Genomic DNA, 14880 nt, shown 5'->3' with positions numbered 1-14880 from the left:
CGGTGAATTTCAGGGAGCGGTTTTGAAGAAAGTCAGCATTATTGATGTCGCAAAGCACGCGGGCGTGTCGGTCTCAACCGTCTCGCTGGTTTTGCGCCAGAAAGGGAAAATCTCAGAGGCAACGATCGAGAAGGTCAACGCTGCCATCAATACGCTGGGCTATGTTCATAACGTTGCCGCTGCCAATCTCCGCGCCAATACGTCCAATCTGATTGGCCTGATCCTCCGTGACTTTAGCGACAGTTTCTCCATCAAGGTGATGGCGAGCATCGTCCAGGATCTTGAAAAACAGGGGTATATGGTTTTTCTCGGCCAGCCCCAGAACGACCATGACCATCTTGAGCGCTGTCTGCTGTCGTTTAAGCAGCAGGGCGTCGCCGGGGTTATCTATCTGGCCTCCGATACCCGCACGTCTACCCTGCCGGAACAGATTCGCCGCTGCCCGCTGCCGCTGGTGGTGGTCTCGCAGTCGCTGCTGGATGAAAAATGCAATCTGGTGATGCGCGATAACCGTCAGGCGGCAAATCTGGCGGTGCGTTATCTTATCGAGCGCGGCCATCGCAATATCGCCTACATTGGCGGACGTGAAGGCTGCCTTATTCGCGAACAGCGCCTGCTCGGTTTTCGCAGCGCGATGACGCAGAACGGGCTGGTCTGGCGCGATGAATATTCTCCGGCCTGCAGCGATGACACCCTGGCTGCGGGTTTCGCCACCCGCCAGCTGCTGGAAAAAAACAACACCATCACCGCCCTGCTCTGCCACTCTCCGGATGCCATGATCGGCTCCATCTCCGGTATTCATCAGGTTGGACGAACGGTGGGTAAAGATGTGTTTCTGACGCAGCAGGTCGCGCTGGTCGGTTTCGAAGATATGCTCCACGTTAACCTCACCTCGCCGTCCTTTACCTACGTCTCGTCCGCCAGCGAAGAGACCGGGCGCCAGGCTGCCGGGCTGATTATTCGTACGCTGAAGGAGCCGACGCTGCAAACCCAGCGCATTACGCTTTCCGGACAGCTTATCGCGCGCGAGTCGGCGTAAAAATAAGAATTTGACGCGGGTCTGCTGGTGCGGGATTGCTGCTATATTTCCATGATTTGCCATGGATAATCGCAATGCCTACCGTTATTACACACGCCGCTGTTCCGCTTTGTCTGGGCTTAGGCCTGGGAACCAAAGTGATTCCTCCCCGCCTGCTGTTTGCCGGGATTGTCCTCGCCATGCTGCCGGATGCCGACGTGCTGGCGTTCAAGTTCGGCGTCGCGTACGGCAATGTTTTCGGCCATCGCGGCTTTACCCACTCCCTGCTGTTCGCGTTTGTAGTGCCGATACTCTGCGTGCTGATCGGCCGACGATGGTTCCGGGCCAGCCTGACGCGGTGCTGGCTGTTTTTAACCGTGTCTTTGCTGTCGCACAGCCTGCTGGATTCGATTACCACGGGCGGAAAAGGCGTCGGCTGGCTGTGGCCGTGGTCAGATGAACGCTTCTTTGCGCCGTGGCAGGTCATTAAGGTCGCGCCGTTTGCGCTATCGCGCTATACCACGCCGTACGGGCATCAGGTGATCGTGTCAGAACTGCTGTGGGTGTGGCTGCCGGGGGCAGTGCTGATGGGGTTGTTGTGGTGGAAACGGAGATAAAAGAAAAGCCGGGTGGCGGCTACGCCTTACCCGGCCTACGGTCGTGCTTTTGTAGGCCCGGTAAGCGAAGCGCCACCGGGCGTTACAGACTTACTTACGACGCCAGGTCGTCCCCTGCGGGCCATCTTCCAGAATGATGCCCATCTCGGTCAGACGGTTACGCGCCGCATCTGCCGCCGCCCAGTCTTTTGCCTGACGCGCTTCCAGACGCGCTTTGATCAACGCTTCAATTTCCGCCACTTCACCGTCGTCCGCCTGCGCACCGCTCTGCAGGAACGCGTCCGGATCCTGCTCCAGCAGGCCGAGCACGGAGGAGAGCTTACGCAGATGGGACGCCAGCGCATTCGCCGCGGCCATATCTTCTGACTTCAGGCGGTTCACTTCGCGCGCCATGTCGAACAGCACGGAGTACGCTTCCGGGGTGTTGAAGTCGTCGTTCATCACCTCAACGAAGCGGGCTTCAAACGCTTCGCCGCCTGCAGCAGGAACAGACCTGTCGGTACCGCGCAGCGCGGTATACAGACGCTCCAGCGCAGAGCGCGCCTGTTTCAGGTTCTCTTCGCTGTAGTTCAGCTGGCTGCGATAGTGGCCGGACATCAGGAAATAGCGCACGGTTTCCGCATCGTAATACTTCAGCACGTCGCGCACGGTGAAGAAGTTACCCAGCGATTTAGACATCTTCTCGCGGTCAACCATTACCATGCCGGAGTGCATCCAGTAGTTCACGTACTCGCCGCCGTGGGCGCAGGTGGACTGCGCGATTTCGTTTTCGTGGTGCGGGAACATCAGATCAGAACCGCCGCCGTGAATGTCGAAGTGCTTGCCCAGCTGCTTGCAGTTCATCGCGGAACATTCAATGTGCCAGCCCGGACGGCCTTCGCCCCACGGTGATGGCCAGCTTGGCTCGCCCTCTTTGGACATTTTCCACAGCACGAAGTCCATCGGGTTACGCTTCACGTCAACCACGTCAACGCGCGCGCCGGCCTGAAGCTGGTCCAGATCCTGACGGGAAAGCGAACCGTAGGTTGGGTCCGTCGGCACCGAGAACATCACGTCACCGTTGTCCGCAACGTAGGCATGACCGCGTGCGATCAGCTTTTCGGTGATCTCGATGATTTCGTGAATATGGTGGGTCGCGCGCGGCTCGCTGTCCGGGCGCTGAATATTCAGGGCGTCGAAATCTTTGTGCATTTCGACGATCATGCGATCGACCAGCGCAACGAAGCTTTCGCCGTTTTCATTAGCGCGCTTGATGATTTTGTCGTCGATGTCGGTGATATTACGCACGTATTTCAGGGTGTAGCCCAGAAAACGCAGGTAGCGTGACACCACGTCAAAAGCGACAAAGGTACGGCCATGGCCAATGTGACAGAGATCGTAAACCGTAATACCACACACGTACATGCCGACGTCCCCGGCATGGATAGGTTTAAATTCCTCTTTCTGGCGCGTCATTGTATTAAAGATTTTTAACATCGAAGATTCCATGTAAACACGTGTGTGGTTGAAAACCGGCTATTCTACCCGTAATTCAAACCCGAAGCAGCACACAATGCAAGGTGATCGCATCCTGTGGTTATGCTATAACAAGCCCCTGTAGATGACCCGAACGCGGGTCGACGTACCACAATAACGGAACAGGATGCAAAAATGGTTACTTTCCACACTAATCATGGCGATATCGTAATCAAAACCTTTGATGACAAAGCGCCTGAAACAGTTAAAAACTTCCTGGACTACTGCCGCGAAGGTTTCTACAACAACACCATTTTCCACCGCGTGATCAACGGCTTTATGATCCAGGGCGGCGGTTTCGAACCTGGCATGAACCAGAAAGAGACCAAAGAAGCGATTAAAAACGAAGCGAACAACGGTCTGAAAAACACCCGCGGTACGCTGGCAATGGCCCGTACTCAGGCGCCACACTCTGCCACCGCGCAGTTCTTCATCAACGTGGCGGACAACGACTTCCTGAACTTCTCCGGCGAAAGCCTGCAGGGTTGGGGCTACTGCGTATTCGCAGAAGTGGTTGAAGGTATGGACGTGGTTGACAAGATCAAAGCCGTCGCTACTGGCCGCAGCGGTATGCACCAGGACGTTCCTAAAGAAGACGTTGTGATTACAAGCGTGACCGTCAGCGAGTAATTCGTGGCGACACTCTTTATTGCGGATCTGCATCTGCAAACAGAAGAACCGGCGATAACCGCCGGTTTTCTGCGTTTTTTACGCGGTGAAGCGAAAAGCGCCGATGCGCTGTACATCCTGGGCGATCTCTTTGAAGCCTGGATTGGCGACGACGACCCTAACCCGCTGCACCGTGAAATGGCCGCCGCCATTCGCGCGCTCGTGGATTCCGGCGTCCCCTGCTACTTCATTCACGGCAACCGTGATTTCCTGATCGGCAAGCGCTACGCCCGCGAAAGCGGCATGACGCTGCTGCCGGAAGAGCAGGTGCTCGACCTCTATGGCCGCAGGGTTCTGATCATGCACGGCGACACGCTCTGCACCGACGATACCGGCTACCTGGCGTTTCGCGCCAAAGTCCACACCCGTGGATCCAAAAGGTGTTCCTTGCGCTGCCGCTGTTTATCCGCAACCGCATCGCCGCCAGAATGCGCGCGGGCAGTAAAGCCGCCAACAGCAGCAAATCCATGACCATCATGGACGTGAACCCGCAGGCCGTGGCGAGCGTGATGGAAAAGCATGGTGTTCAGTGGTTGATCCACGGTCATACGCATCGTCCTGACGTCCATTCCCTTATCGCCAACGGCGAACCGGCCCATCGCGTGGTGTTGGGTGCCTGGCACACCGAAGGCTCCATGGTCAAAGTCTCGCCAGAGGGCGTGGAGCTGATCGCGTTTCCGTTCTAACCCCTCACACTATCATTCTATTTTTTTGAACAATATCGGCAAATTGTTTCGATTTTAATCAGCCCGTGGTCGGCCTATTATTTATCACATCAGGGCAACACGCCCTATCCCAGATAAAAAACTTAAGGAATACGACCATGAAATCTATCAAAACTTTCGTTGCAGTTGCCGCTCTTTCCCTGGTTTCTTTCGGTTCTTTCGCTCAAAGCGTGAGCGCAACCGCCTCTACCCTTGACCGCGCAGAAGCGAAAATTGCCGCGCAGGCCGCCGAGCAGAATGCCTCTTATAAAATCACGAGCGCGAAGGTCAACAACCGCGTGTACATGACCGCAGAACTGACTAAATAAAAATCCTGATTGCCGTGCCGCCAGCTAAGACGTGCAGCAGCGACAATACGATGAGGAAGGAACAGAGAATGAAAAACATCAGCATCGTAAGTACCCTGCTGCTGGCAGTCGTGGTGTCCACTGGCGCACAGGCCGCGGAGAATCGCTTCTCCGTGCCAAAATCAGGCTCGAATGCCGACACCAGCATGGTGAATCATATCGATGTCAGCCGCGCGTTTGACAACGAGAACCTGTCCGCAGGGGATCTTCAGTAACATCACATAAAAGACCGCCATCGTGCGGTCTTTTTTGTTATCTCTTTCTCGCCATAACTGCTCGCCTTTTAACCGCGCAACCGTTTTCCTTGCCCGTATAACATGCTATTCTCTGTGCCCTCGAAAGCAGTGTGTTTCGCACCACAGGAGTTTTAAGACGCATGTCTTCCCGCAATAATCCGGCGCGTGTCGCCATCGTGATGGGGTCCAAAAGCGACTGGGCTACCATGCAGTTCGCCGCCGAAATCTTTGAAATCCTGAATGTTCCGCACCACGTTGAAGTGGTCTCCGCGCACCGTACACCGGACAAACTGTTCAGCTTCGCCGAAAGCGCCGAAGAGAACGGTTATGAGGTGATCATTGCCGGTGCGGGCGGCGCAGCACATCTGCCAGGCATGATTGCCGCCAAAACCCTGGTGCCGGTACTGGGCGTTCCGGTCCAAAGCGCCGCGTTAAGCGGTGTGGATAGCCTCTACTCCATCGTCCAGATGCCGCGCGGTATTCCTGTCGGCACGCTGGCGATTGGTAAAGCGGGTGCTGCGAATGCCGCCCTGCTGGCGGCGCAAATTCTTGCGACGCACGATAAAGCATTACACCAGCGTCTGGCGGAGTGGCGTAAAGCCCAGACCGACGAGGTGCTGGACAATCCGGACCCGCGGGGTGCGGCATGAAGCAGGTTTGCGTCCTCGGTAACGGCCAGCTAGGCCGCATGCTGCGTCAGGCCGGTGAGCCGCTGGGTATTACCGTCTGGCCCGTCGGGCTGGACGCCGAACCGGAAGCCGTACCGTTCCACCAGAGCGTGATCACCGCCGAGATCGAACGCTGGCCGGAAACGGCTCTGACCCGCGAGCTGGCGCGTCATAACGCCTTCGTTAACCGCGACGTGTTCCCGATCATCGCCGACCGTCTGACGCAAAAGCAGCTGTTCGACAAGCTCGGTCTGCCGACCGCGCCGTGGCAGCTCCTGTCCGATAAAAGCGAGTGGAATGACGTTTTCGCGATGCTGGGCGAGCTGGCAATCGTGAAGCGCCGCGTGGGCGGTTACGACGGCCGCGGCCAGTGGCGCCTGCGTGCAGATGAAACGGCAGAACTGCCGGACGACTGCTACGGCGAGTGCATCGTTGAGCAAGGCATTAACTTCAGCGGCGAAGTGTCGCTGGTTGGCGCGCGCGGGCACGACGGGCATACCGTCTTTTATCCGCTGACGCATAACCTGCATCAGGACGGCATTCTGCGCACCAGCGTCGCCTTCCCGCACGCCAATGCTGACCAGCAGGCGCAGGCGGAAGATATGCTCTCTGCCATCATGCACGAACTCGGGTATGTGGGCGTCATGGCGATGGAGTGCTTTATCACCCCGTCCGGTCTGCTGATCAACGAACTTGCGCCGCGCGTGCACAACAGCGGGCACTGGACGCAAAACGGCGCGTCCATCAGCCAGTTCGAGCTGCACCTGCGCGCGATCGCCGACCTGCCGCTGCCGCAGCCGGTGGTGAACAGCCCGTCGGTGATGATCAACCTGATCGGCACCGATCTGAACTACGACTGGCTGAAGCTGCCGCTCGTGCATCTGCACTGGTATGACAAAGAGGTCCGCGCGGGTCGTAAGGTCGGTCACCTGAACCTGAACGACAGCGACACGGGCCGCCTGAGCGCCACCCTGGAAGCCATGATCCCGCTCCTGCCGCCGGAATATGCGAGCGGTATTGTCTGGGCACAGTCAAAGCTCAAGTAAGACATCTGCGCCGGGGAGTTGATCTTCCCCTTCCCCGGCGTACAATCCCCGCCCATTGCTGCTGAGTTTTCTTCTGGAATAACCATGAACGATGGAACGGACTATCGCGCGATCCTCGCGTCTGATACCCCTTTAATCGACGTTCGCGCGCCGATCGAATTTGCCCAGGGCGCGATGCCTGCGGCGGTCAACCTGCCCTTAATGAACGACGACGAGCGCGCCGCCGTCGGCACCTGCTATAAACGCCAGGGGCCCGACGCCGCGCTGGCGCTCGGCCACAGTCTGGTGAGCGGCGAGACGCGTGAGGCACGCATCAACGCCTGGCGGGAAGCCAGCCTTACCCATCCTGAGGGCTTTCTCTGCTGCGCGCGCGGCGGCCAGCGCTCGCATATCTCGCAGGCCTGGCTGAAAGAGGCGGGCATCGACTACCCGCTGATCCGCGGCGGCTATAAGGCCCTGCGTCAGACGGCGATTCAGGTGACCATCGAGCAGTCACAAAAGCCGATGGTGCTCATCGGCGGCTGTACCGGAAACGGCAAAACCCTGCTGGTGAAGCAGCACGCGCAGGGTATCGATCTGGAAGGGCTGGCGCACCACCGCGGTTCGTCGTTTGGCCGCACGCTCACGCCGCAGCTTTCCCAGGCCAGCTTTGAAAATCACCTTGCGGCTGAGCTCCTGAAAAAAGACGCCGCGCGCTGGGTGCTGGAAGACGAGGGGCGGATGATTGGCTCCAACCACCTGCCGGAGTGTCTGCGCGACCGCATGGTTGAAGCCCCTATCGTTGTCGTCGAAGACCCGTTTGACGTCCGCCTTGAGCGCCTGCGCGAAGAGTATTTCGATCACATGTGGGCGGATTTTTCTGCTGCCTACGGTGAAGACGCGGGCTGGAAGGAGTACAGCGAGTATCTGCATCACGGCCTGTTCGCCATTCGCCGCCGTCTGGGGCTGCAGCGGTATGCAGAATTCACCGCGCTGTTAGATTCCGCGCTGCTGGAACAGCAACGCTCCGGCAGCACAGAGGCGCACTTCAGCTGGCTTGCGCCGCTGCTGAAGGACTATTACGACCCGATGTACGGCTATCAGCTGGAGAAAAAGGCGGAGAAGATTGTGTATCGCGGGACGTATGGCGAGGTCGCTGACTGGCTTAATCGCTAAAACAAAGCCGGGTGGCGAGGTAAAAGCAAAACGGCAACCAGGGTTGCCGTTTTTAATGTTTGTTCCCTCTCCCCGTGGGAGAGGGTCAGGGTGAGGGCATCAGGCCGCACCCTACAAGACGACTTAGAAGTCGTAACGCAGACGCACCAGGTTCATGTCGCCCAGGTTGTCGGTGCTGGACGTGAACACGTGTTCGTAATCCACGCGGAAACCGTAATCCAGCTGGAAGCTGATACCCACGCCGTTGTCGATGCGCTGGTAGTTACGGCCGTTCACGTACTCAATACGGTCACCCATGAAGTAAGGCTGGATGGATTTAACCGCGTACTGGCCGATTGGGAACTTGTAGCCCGCAAAGTATTCAATACCCCATGCATCACCGGCGAAGTAGTCGTTAACAGACACTTTTTTGGTGGTCAGGAAGTTCTGGTACCAGCCGCCGCCTGCGGAGAAGGTCCAGTTGTCCGGGGTCCAGCTCAGCGCGGTACCGAGAATGTTCTGGTCGTAGGTTTTGCTGTCGCCGTTGTCCGGGTTACGCATGTCCGCGCGGGTGTAGTTCCACGCGGCGCCCCAGGTCAGATCGGTAGTCAGGTGGTAATCCAGACCCAGTGAACCGCCGCCTTTACGCTTGTAGCGCAGGCCGTTGCCCGGCAGGTATTCGCTGTCTTCAAACAGGTAAGATGCGTAGATGTCGGCATCGCCCACGGTTTTCTTATATTTCAGCATCTGGCGTGAACGGTAAGAACCGTCGTAATCGCCGTTGATCCCGTTACCCGGAGCCTGACCGATCATGTCGTAGTCCCAGATATCGGTTTTCGCGCCCACCACATCATAGTAAACGCTGTTCTGTTGACCGAAGGTCAGCGTACCCCAGGTATCGCTCTTCAGACCGGTGTAGAGCATACGACGAGTGGTGTCGTGTGCGCCGTCGGCGTAGTGGTGATCCCAGTTAAACTGCGCAGGAATATTGACACCCAGCTCGTAGTAGCTGATCCAGCTGATGTCATCAAACAGGTAGTAATCAGCCGCGAAACGGAAACGGGTGCCGCCGTCAAAGCCGTTACGCTTGTAGCTGTTTTTACCGTCGTCGCCGGTCATGTTCTGGAACTGAGGACGAATACTGCCGCCAACGGTGAAGTTCAGACGGCTCAGCGGGTTACCCGCCTGAGGATCCTGCTTAAGAACGGTGATTTCCGCCTGAGAAGCGAAGGTAGTCAATGCCACTGCCGCGCCGATCGTTGCCGCCAGCGCTGATTTTTTTATAGTCATTATTTTTCCTTAATAGACACGCTGCTAAATATTTAGCGGGTGAATATTAACTGGAAATAATCGGGCCGTGTGGTCGGGTTTTTAATGTTTTGTGCTACTAAATGAGTGGGTATTATCACTTTGTGCTATTTTAATACTGCGCACCGGCATTAAAAACCGGCGCGCAACTATCACGGTTCTAAATCAACTTGCAAACTGACGGAACAGGGCTTTCCCCTTTAACAGCCGCGTGCCGAGCCAGCCTCCGCAAAGAGAAAGCAGCACCGCGCCGCTGAAAGGCAGGATCAACCAGAGACGCCAGTCAGGCTCCCACGGGAAGTCAAAGACCTTTGCCTGCAGCACCGCCAGCGCCGTTTCCGCGCCAATGGCCGCCACCAGACCCGCCACCAGCCCCAGCAGCGCAAACTCGCTCCAGAGCGTCATCCGCAGCAACCGCTTTCCGGCCCCCAGCGTGCGGTAGACCACCAGCTCCTGATGGCGCTGGCGCATCCCCACCTGCACCTGAGCCAGCAGCAACAGCACGCCGCAGATCGTCACCAGCACCACCATGACCTCCAGCGCGCGGCTCACCTGCTCCAGCACCTGCCCTACCTGCTTCAGGATCGCCCCGATATCCAGCAGGCTGACCGTCGGAAACTCCCGGTTGAGCTGGGTCAGCATGCCGTTGCCGTTTTCCCAGCGGAAGCTGGTCAGCCAGCTCTGCGGCTGCCCGTCCAGCGCGCCCGGCGGGAAGATAAAGAAGAAGTTTGGCCGCAGGCTTTCCCAGTCCACTTTACGCAGGCTGGTGACTTTCGCGGTAAAATCCTGGGTATCGCCGGTAAAGGTGACGCTGTCCCCGAGCTTCACGTTCAGCCGCGTCGCCAGCCCCTCTTCCATCGAGACTTCCCCCGCTTTCGGCGGCCAGGTGCCGGCGGTTATCGGGTTATGGTCAGGGCGTTTTTCCTGCCAGGTCAGGTTCAGCTCGCGGTTCAGCGACTCGTCCTTATTCCCCTCCGTTGGCTGACCGTTGATCTGCGTCAGACGCGCGCGCACGATGGGATAGAACGATTCAGGAATAATGTGATGCTCCGACAGGAAGCCCTTCAGCGGCGTGACCTGCTCAGGGGCAATGTTGATCAGGAAATAGTTCGGGCTTTCCGGGGGAAGCTGCTGCTGCCAGCGATCCAGCAGATCGCCGCGCAGCACTAACAGCAGCGCCAGCAGCATAAACGACAGCGAAAACGCCGACAGCTGGCTGAGCGTTGACCAGGGCTGATGCAGCAGGCGGTTGACCGCCAGGCGCACAGGCAGGGATTTCACCGTCAGCCGCTTCAGGACGTTGAGCAGTATCCAGCCCAGCACGCCGCACAGCAGCGCCAGCACAACCGCCCCGGCCAGTACCGCCCACAGCAGCGTGCTGCCCCCCATCAGCCACGCCAGCAGCCCCACCGCTACGGCAATAATCACCGGAAGGTAGAACTTCAGCGGCCAGACGTTCGCTACCACATCGTTGCGAAGCACGCGCAGCGGCTGCGTCGCGAGCAGCAGGCGGTACGGGCGTAGCCCTACCAGCAGCGAAATCACCGTCATCGCGCCGATTGCCCATAGCCACGGCCAGAGGCTGGCCGGCGGCAAGGCGGCCGGGAGCACCGGTTTCAGCATCACCATCAGCAGTTTTTCAAACAGCAGCCCCATTATTCCGCCGGTCAGCGCGGACAGAATCAGCAGCATCAGCCACTGGCCGACAATAAGCTTGCGCAGCTGCGCCCTGCCCGCCCCAAGGGTTTTGAGGATCGCCACCAGGTCGTAACGGCTGCGGCAGTAGTGGCCCATCGCCACGGCAACCGCCGCAATGGCCAGCAGCAGGGTTAACAGCGCCGAAAGCAGCAGGAACTGCTGAGAACGCTCGAGAGATTTGCCGAGCGCCCCTTCGTCCTGTTCCAGCCCGTACCAGCGGTGCTCTGATTTCAGCTGCGGCAGAAGCCATTTTTCGTACGCGTCAAGCTGGGCTGGCGTGCCGCCAAACTTATAGCGCCAGGTGACGCGACTGCCCGGCTGAACGGCATGGGTTGCCGCGACATCCGCAGTATTCATCAGCAGGCGCGGCGCGAGCTGGAAGGGATTAAAGCCGGAGTCGGGTTCCTGGACCACTTCCCCGGCGATTTTCAGCGTGGCGTCGCCGACGTCGATACTGTCGCCGGGTTTCAGGTTCAGAAGCGCCATCAGACGTGATGCCAGCAGCACCGTGCCGGGCTTCGGCTTCAGCCCGGGCGGGTTGGTCTGCAATTCGCCGTACATCGGGTAGATATCATCGACGGCCTTCACGCTGGCGAGCTGCGGCGTGTCGCCCGCAAAGGTCATGGTCTGGAAGGTTATCTGCTCCCCCACCTTCAGCCCTTCTTTGCGCGCTTCGTCAATCCAGCCCGACGGCACCGGGCGGGAGCTTTGCAGCGTCCTGTCCCCCGCCATAAACTCCCGGCTCTGCTGGCTGAGCCCTTTTTCCATGCGGTCGCTGACGCTGCCGAGCGCCAGCACGCAGGCCAGCGCCAGGCTGAGCGCCAGCCAGACGATCAGCAGCGAGGGGGAACGCCACTCGCGCCAGAACCAGCGGGTAATCATGCCTCCTCCTGAAGAATACCGTTGACCAGACGCAGGCGACGGTCGCAGCGGGCGGCGAGCTGAGGATCGTGGGTCACGAGGATCAGCGTGGTGCCGTGCTCGCGGTTGAGCGAAAACAGCAGGTCGGCAATTTTGTCGCCGGTTTTACGGTCAAGGTTACCGGTGGGCTCATCGGCAAACAGGACTTCGGGTCGACCGTTAAACGCCCGCGCCAGCGCCACGCGCTGCTGCTCGCCGCCGGAAAGCTGCGCGGGAAGATGGTAGAGACGTTTCCCCAGACCGAGCTGTTCCAGCAGCGCCTTCGCATGCGTGCGGCTTTCACGGCTGTTTTCACCGCGCAACAGCGCCGGGAGTTCGACGTTTTCCAGCGCGTTCAGGGTGGGAATCAGCATAAAGGACTGAAAAACAAAACCAACGTGACGCGCGCGCAGCGCGGCCCGCGCCTCTTCATCAAGCTGGTGCAGCGGGTGCCCGACAAGGTGGACCTCGCCGCTGCTGCCGTCGTCCAGACCGGCCAAAATCGCCAGCAGCGTGGATTTGCCGGAGCCGGATTCGCCAATCAGCGCGATGGTTTCAGCGCGTTTGACAACGAGTTCAACTCCAGTAAGGATGGAAAGCTCGTGTTCCCCCTGACCGACGGACTTCTTAAGATGATGAACTTCAACACTGTTTTCCGCTGGCATTTGCCCTTCCTGTTTTTGATTCTGATGACCTTCCGCGCGGCGGCAGCGGACACGTTACTGGTTCTCGGCGACAGCCTCAGCGCAGGCTATCGCATGGCGGCCAGCGCGGCCTGGCCCGCCCTGCTCAATGACAAATGGCAGAGCAAGACGCCGGTAATCAACGCCAGCATCAGCGGTGATACCTCGCAGCAGGGCCTGTCGCGCCTGCCTGCGCTGCTCAAACAGCACCAGCCGCGCTGGGTGCTGGTGGAACTTGGCGGTAACGATGGATTGCGCGGTTTTCAGCCTCAGCAAACCGAGCAAACGCTGCGCACCATTTTGCAGGATATCAAAGCGGCAAACGCCCAGCCGCTGCTGATGCAAATTCGCCTGCCCGCCAACTACGGTCGTCGGTATAATGAAGCCTTTAGCGCGATCTACCCTAAGCTTGCCAAAGAGTTTGATATTCCGCTGCTGCCATTTTTCATGGAAGAGGTCTATCTCAAACCCCAGTGGATGCAAGACGACGGGATCCACCCCAATCGCGATGCTCAGCCGTTTATTGCCGACTGGATGGCAACGCGGCTGGCTCCTTTAGTTAAACATGACTCCTGATTAAGCGGAGATCCTGACAGGTAAAGTTATGCAAAAATCGGTCTTAATTACAGGATGTTCCAGTGGAATCGGCCTGGAAAGCGCGCTCGAACTGAAGCGCCAGGGGTTTCGGGTGCTGGCGGCCTGTCGCAAACCCGACGATGTCGAACGCATGAACGGGCTGGGCTTTACCGGCGTGCTGCTGGATATGGACTCGCCGGAGAGCGTTGAACGCGCCGCCGATGAAGTGATCGCGCTGACCGACAATCGTCTCTATGGGCTCTTTAACAATGCCGGCTACGGCGTGTATGGTCCGCTGGATACGCTCTCCCGCGAAACGCTGGAGAAACAGTTTTCGACCAACTTCTTCGGCGTGCATCAGCTCACCATGCGTCTGCTCCCCGCGATGCTGCCCCACGGTGAAGGGCGCATCGTGATGACATCGTCAGTGATGGGGCTGATTTCCACCCCGGGCCGCGGCGCCTACGCCGCCAGCAAATATGCGCTGGAGGCCTGGTCCGACGCCCTGCGCATGGAGCTACGCCACAGCGGCATCAAGGTCAGCCTGATTGAACCCGGCCCGATCCGCACCCGCTTTACCGAAAACGTGAACCAGACCCAGGCGGATAAACCGGTCGAGAACCCCGGCATTGCCGCACGTTTTACCCTCGGGCCAGAGGCGGTGGTAGCCAAAGTGCGCCATGCTTTTGAGAGCGAACATCCCAAAATGCGCTATCCGGTAACGCTGGTCACCCACGCCGTAGGCTGGTTAAAACGCCTGCTGCCGGGCCGGATGATGGACAAAATTTTGCACGGTTGAGTTGAAGCGACGACGCTCATCCCCATGTAAAGAACAAACCGACAAAAGAGAAAGCCGCATGTCCGTACAGAATATCGTCAATATTACAGAAGCTAACCTGCAACAGACCCTTGAACAGTCGATGACCAAACCGGTCCTGTTCTACTTCTGGTCTGAACGCAGCCAACACTGCCTGCAGCTGACGCCGGTGCTGGAAAGCCTTGCTGCCCAGTACAACGGTCAGTTCATTCTCGCCAAGCTGGACTGCGACGCCGAGCCGATGGTGGCGTCTCAGTTTGGTCTGCGCGCCATTCCTACCGTCTATCTGTTCCAGAACGGCCAGCCCGTTGATGGCTTCCAGGGGCCGCAGCCGGAAGAGGCGATTCGCGCCCTGCTGGATAAAGTGCTGCCGCGCGAAGAAGAGCTGAAAGCGCAGGAAGGCATGGCGCTGATGCAGGAAGGTAAATACGACGAGGCGCTACCGCTGCTCAAAGAGGCGTGGCAGCTGTCGAATCAGAACAGCCAGATTGGCCTGCTGCTGGCGGAAACGCAGATCGCCCTGCACCGTTCAGAAGACGCGGAAGCCGTACTCAAAACGGTTCCGCTGCAGGATCAGGACACCCGCTATCAGGGTCTGGTCGCGCAGATTGAGCTGCTGAAACAGGCCGCGGACACCCCAGAAATTCAGCAGCTGCAGCAGCAGGTCGCCGATAACCCGGCCGATGCCGCGCTGGCAAGCCAGCTGGCGCTGCAGCTGCACCAGGTGGGGCGTAACGAAGAGGCGCTGGAGCTGCTGTTTAGCCACCTGCAAAAAGATCTGGCCGCCGCAGACGGTCAGGCGCGTAAGATGTTCCAGGAAATTCTGGCCGCGCTGGGCACCGGAGACGCGCTGGCGTCGAAGTATCGTCGTCAGCTGTACGCGTTGCTCTACTAACAAAAAAATGCCCGGTGGCGCTAACGCT

The 14880-nt window shown here is 58.7% G+C and carries 15 protein-coding genes and 1 pseudogene; 12 read left to right on the top strand and 4 right to left on the bottom strand.

Annotated elements, in window-relative coordinates; translation table 11 throughout:
* Positions 1-22: 22 nt before the first annotated feature.
* Together malI and ACJ69_RS00980 are read left to right on the top strand one after the other, a co-directional pair.
* The gene (gene malI, locus ACJ69_RS00985; protein ID WP_023310638.1) at positions 23-1039 is read left to right on the top strand and encodes a Mal regulon transcriptional regulator MalI; all 1017 of its coding nucleotides are present in this window, start codon (positions 23-25) and stop codon (positions 1037-1039) included.
* A 74-nt stretch (positions 1040-1113) separates the two neighbouring features.
* Entirely contained in the window at positions 1114-1635 is a 522-nt protein-coding gene (locus ACJ69_RS00980) for a metal-dependent hydrolase (protein ID WP_059346281.1), read from the top strand.
* A gap of 90 nt (positions 1636-1725) precedes the next feature.
* Here ACJ69_RS00980 and cysS read toward each other — a convergent pair whose 3' ends face one another.
* Entirely contained in the window at positions 1726-3111 is a 1386-nt protein-coding gene (gene cysS / locus ACJ69_RS00975) for a cysteine--tRNA ligase (RefSeq protein ID WP_059346280.1), read from the bottom strand.
* 174 nt (positions 3112-3285) lie between these two features.
* Between cysS and ppiB the strand changes: the two genes are divergently transcribed.
* From ppiB to mnmH, 7 genes and pseudogenes are all read left to right on the top strand, one after another.
* Complete coding sequence (gene ppiB / locus ACJ69_RS00970) at positions 3286-3780, top strand: peptidylprolyl isomerase B (RefSeq protein ID WP_023310635.1); 495 nt, start codon at positions 3286-3288, stop codon at positions 3778-3780.
* A 3-nt stretch (positions 3781-3783) separates the two neighbouring features.
* Positions 3784-4505: pseudogene (gene lpxH / locus ACJ69_RS00965) on the top strand (UDP-2,3-diacylglucosamine diphosphatase).
* Positions 4506-4642: 137 nt separating this feature from the next.
* Positions 4643-4852, top strand: coding sequence for a YdgH/BhsA/McbA-like domain containing protein (locus tag ACJ69_RS00960; RefSeq protein WP_023310633.1), 210 nt, complete (start codon positions 4643-4645; stop codon positions 4850-4852).
* 68 nt (positions 4853-4920) lie between these two features.
* On the top strand, positions 4921-5106 hold the full coding sequence (locus ACJ69_RS00955; protein ID WP_029741050.1) for a hypothetical protein: 186 nt from the start codon (positions 4921-4923) through the stop codon (positions 5104-5106).
* Between the two features lie 161 nt (positions 5107-5267).
* Positions 5268-5777 (top strand): 5-(carboxyamino)imidazole ribonucleotide mutase, encoded by a 510-nt coding sequence (gene purE, locus ACJ69_RS00950; protein ID WP_014882834.1) that lies wholly within the window; start codon positions 5268-5270, stop codon positions 5775-5777.
* Positions 5774-6841, top strand: a complete 1068-nt coding sequence (purK, locus tag ACJ69_RS00945) for a 5-(carboxyamino)imidazole ribonucleotide synthase (RefSeq protein ID WP_059346279.1) — start codon at positions 5774-5776, stop codon at positions 6839-6841. Before purE ends, purK begins: the two co-directional genes overlap by 4 nt.
* A gap of 84 nt (positions 6842-6925) precedes the next feature.
* The gene (gene mnmH, locus ACJ69_RS00940) at positions 6926-7996 is read left to right on the top strand and encodes a tRNA 2-selenouridine(34) synthase MnmH (protein ID WP_059346278.1); all 1071 of its coding nucleotides are present in this window, start codon (positions 6926-6928) and stop codon (positions 7994-7996) included.
* Positions 7997-8119: 123 nt separating this feature from the next.
* Here mnmH and ACJ69_RS00935 read toward each other — a convergent pair whose 3' ends face one another.
* The 3 genes from ACJ69_RS00935 to ybbA all read right to left on the bottom strand — a co-directional run bounded on the left by ACJ69_RS00935 (position 8120) and on the right by ybbA (position 12546).
* Positions 8120-9265, bottom strand: a complete 1146-nt coding sequence (locus tag ACJ69_RS00935; RefSeq protein WP_023310628.1) for a porin — start codon at positions 9263-9265, stop codon at positions 8120-8122.
* 183 nt (positions 9266-9448) lie between these two features.
* Positions 9449-11863, bottom strand: a complete 2415-nt coding sequence (gene ybbP / locus ACJ69_RS00930; protein WP_059346277.1) for a putative ABC transporter permease subunit YbbP — start codon at positions 11861-11863, stop codon at positions 9449-9451.
* Positions 11860-12546 (bottom strand): putative ABC transporter ATP-binding protein YbbA, encoded by a 687-nt coding sequence (ybbA, locus tag ACJ69_RS00925; protein WP_054829843.1) that lies wholly within the window; start codon positions 12544-12546, stop codon positions 11860-11862. Before ybbA ends, ybbP begins: the two co-directional genes overlap by 4 nt.
* On the opposite strand from ybbA, the gene tesA reads away from it, so the two are divergent.
* The 3 genes from tesA to ACJ69_RS00910 are packed head-to-tail and all read left to right on the top strand — an operon-like array spanning position 12514 to position 14852.
* Positions 12514-13140 (top strand): multifunctional acyl-CoA thioesterase I/protease I/lysophospholipase L1, encoded by a 627-nt coding sequence (tesA, locus tag ACJ69_RS00920; RefSeq protein ID WP_133549871.1) that lies wholly within the window; start codon positions 12514-12516, stop codon positions 13138-13140. The two genes, ybbA and tesA, sit on opposite strands and share 33 nt — an antisense overlap.
* A 28-nt stretch (positions 13141-13168) precedes the next feature.
* Complete coding sequence (locus ACJ69_RS00915; RefSeq protein WP_014882827.1) at positions 13169-13939, top strand: SDR family oxidoreductase; 771 nt, start codon at positions 13169-13171, stop codon at positions 13937-13939.
* Positions 13940-13997: 58 nt separating this feature from the next.
* Complete coding sequence (locus tag ACJ69_RS00910; protein WP_023310624.1) at positions 13998-14852, top strand: co-chaperone YbbN; 855 nt, start codon at positions 13998-14000, stop codon at positions 14850-14852.
* The last annotated feature ends 28 nt before the right edge of the window (positions 14853-14880 follow it).

Origin of the sequence: Enterobacter asburiae (genome assembly GCF_001521715.1) — a bacterium.
GTDB lineage: Bacteria > Pseudomonadota > Gammaproteobacteria > Enterobacterales > Enterobacteriaceae > Enterobacter > Enterobacter asburiae.
This window is presented reverse-complemented; position numbering and strand designations above follow the sequence as displayed.

Bases quoted from the DNA above. Each gene is read 5' to 3' on its own strand.
- mnmH (WP_059346278.1), top strand. From the start codon at position 6,926: ATGAACGATGGAACGGACTATCGCGCGATCCTCGCGTCTGATACCCCT.
- tesA (WP_133549871.1), top strand. From the start codon at position 12,514: ATGATGAACTTCAACACTGTTTTCCGCTGGCATTTGCCCTTCCTGTTT.
- ACJ69_RS00915 (WP_014882827.1), top strand. From the start codon at position 13,169: ATGCAAAAATCGGTCTTAATTACAGGATGTTCCAGTGGAATCGGCCTG.
- ACJ69_RS00910 (WP_023310624.1), top strand. From the start codon at position 13,998: ATGTCCGTACAGAATATCGTCAATATTACAGAAGCTAACCTGCAACAG.
- ACJ69_RS00960 (WP_023310633.1), top strand. From the start codon at position 4,643: ATGAAATCTATCAAAACTTTCGTTGCAGTTGCCGCTCTTTCCCTGGTT.
- cysS (WP_059346280.1), bottom strand. From the start codon at position 3,111: ATGTTAAAAATCTTTAATACAATGACGCGCCAGAAAGAGGAATTTAAA.
- ybbA (WP_054829843.1), bottom strand. From the start codon at position 12,546: ATGCCAGCGGAAAACAGTGTTGAAGTTCATCATCTTAAGAAGTCCGTC.
- ACJ69_RS00980 (WP_059346281.1), top strand. From the start codon at position 1,114: ATGCCTACCGTTATTACACACGCCGCTGTTCCGCTTTGTCTGGGCTTA.
- ACJ69_RS00955 (WP_029741050.1), top strand. From the start codon at position 4,921: ATGAAAAACATCAGCATCGTAAGTACCCTGCTGCTGGCAGTCGTGGTG.
- ppiB (WP_023310635.1), top strand. From the start codon at position 3,286: ATGGTTACTTTCCACACTAATCATGGCGATATCGTAATCAAAACCTTT.
- ybbP (WP_059346277.1), bottom strand. From the start codon at position 11,863: ATGATTACCCGCTGGTTCTGGCGCGAGTGGCGTTCCCCCTCGCTGCTG.
- ACJ69_RS00935 (WP_023310628.1), bottom strand. From the start codon at position 9,265: ATGACTATAAAAAAATCAGCGCTGGCGGCAACGATCGGCGCGGCAGTG.
- purE (WP_014882834.1), top strand. From the start codon at position 5,268: ATGTCTTCCCGCAATAATCCGGCGCGTGTCGCCATCGTGATGGGGTCC.
- purK (WP_059346279.1), top strand. From the start codon at position 5,774: ATGAAGCAGGTTTGCGTCCTCGGTAACGGCCAGCTAGGCCGCATGCTG.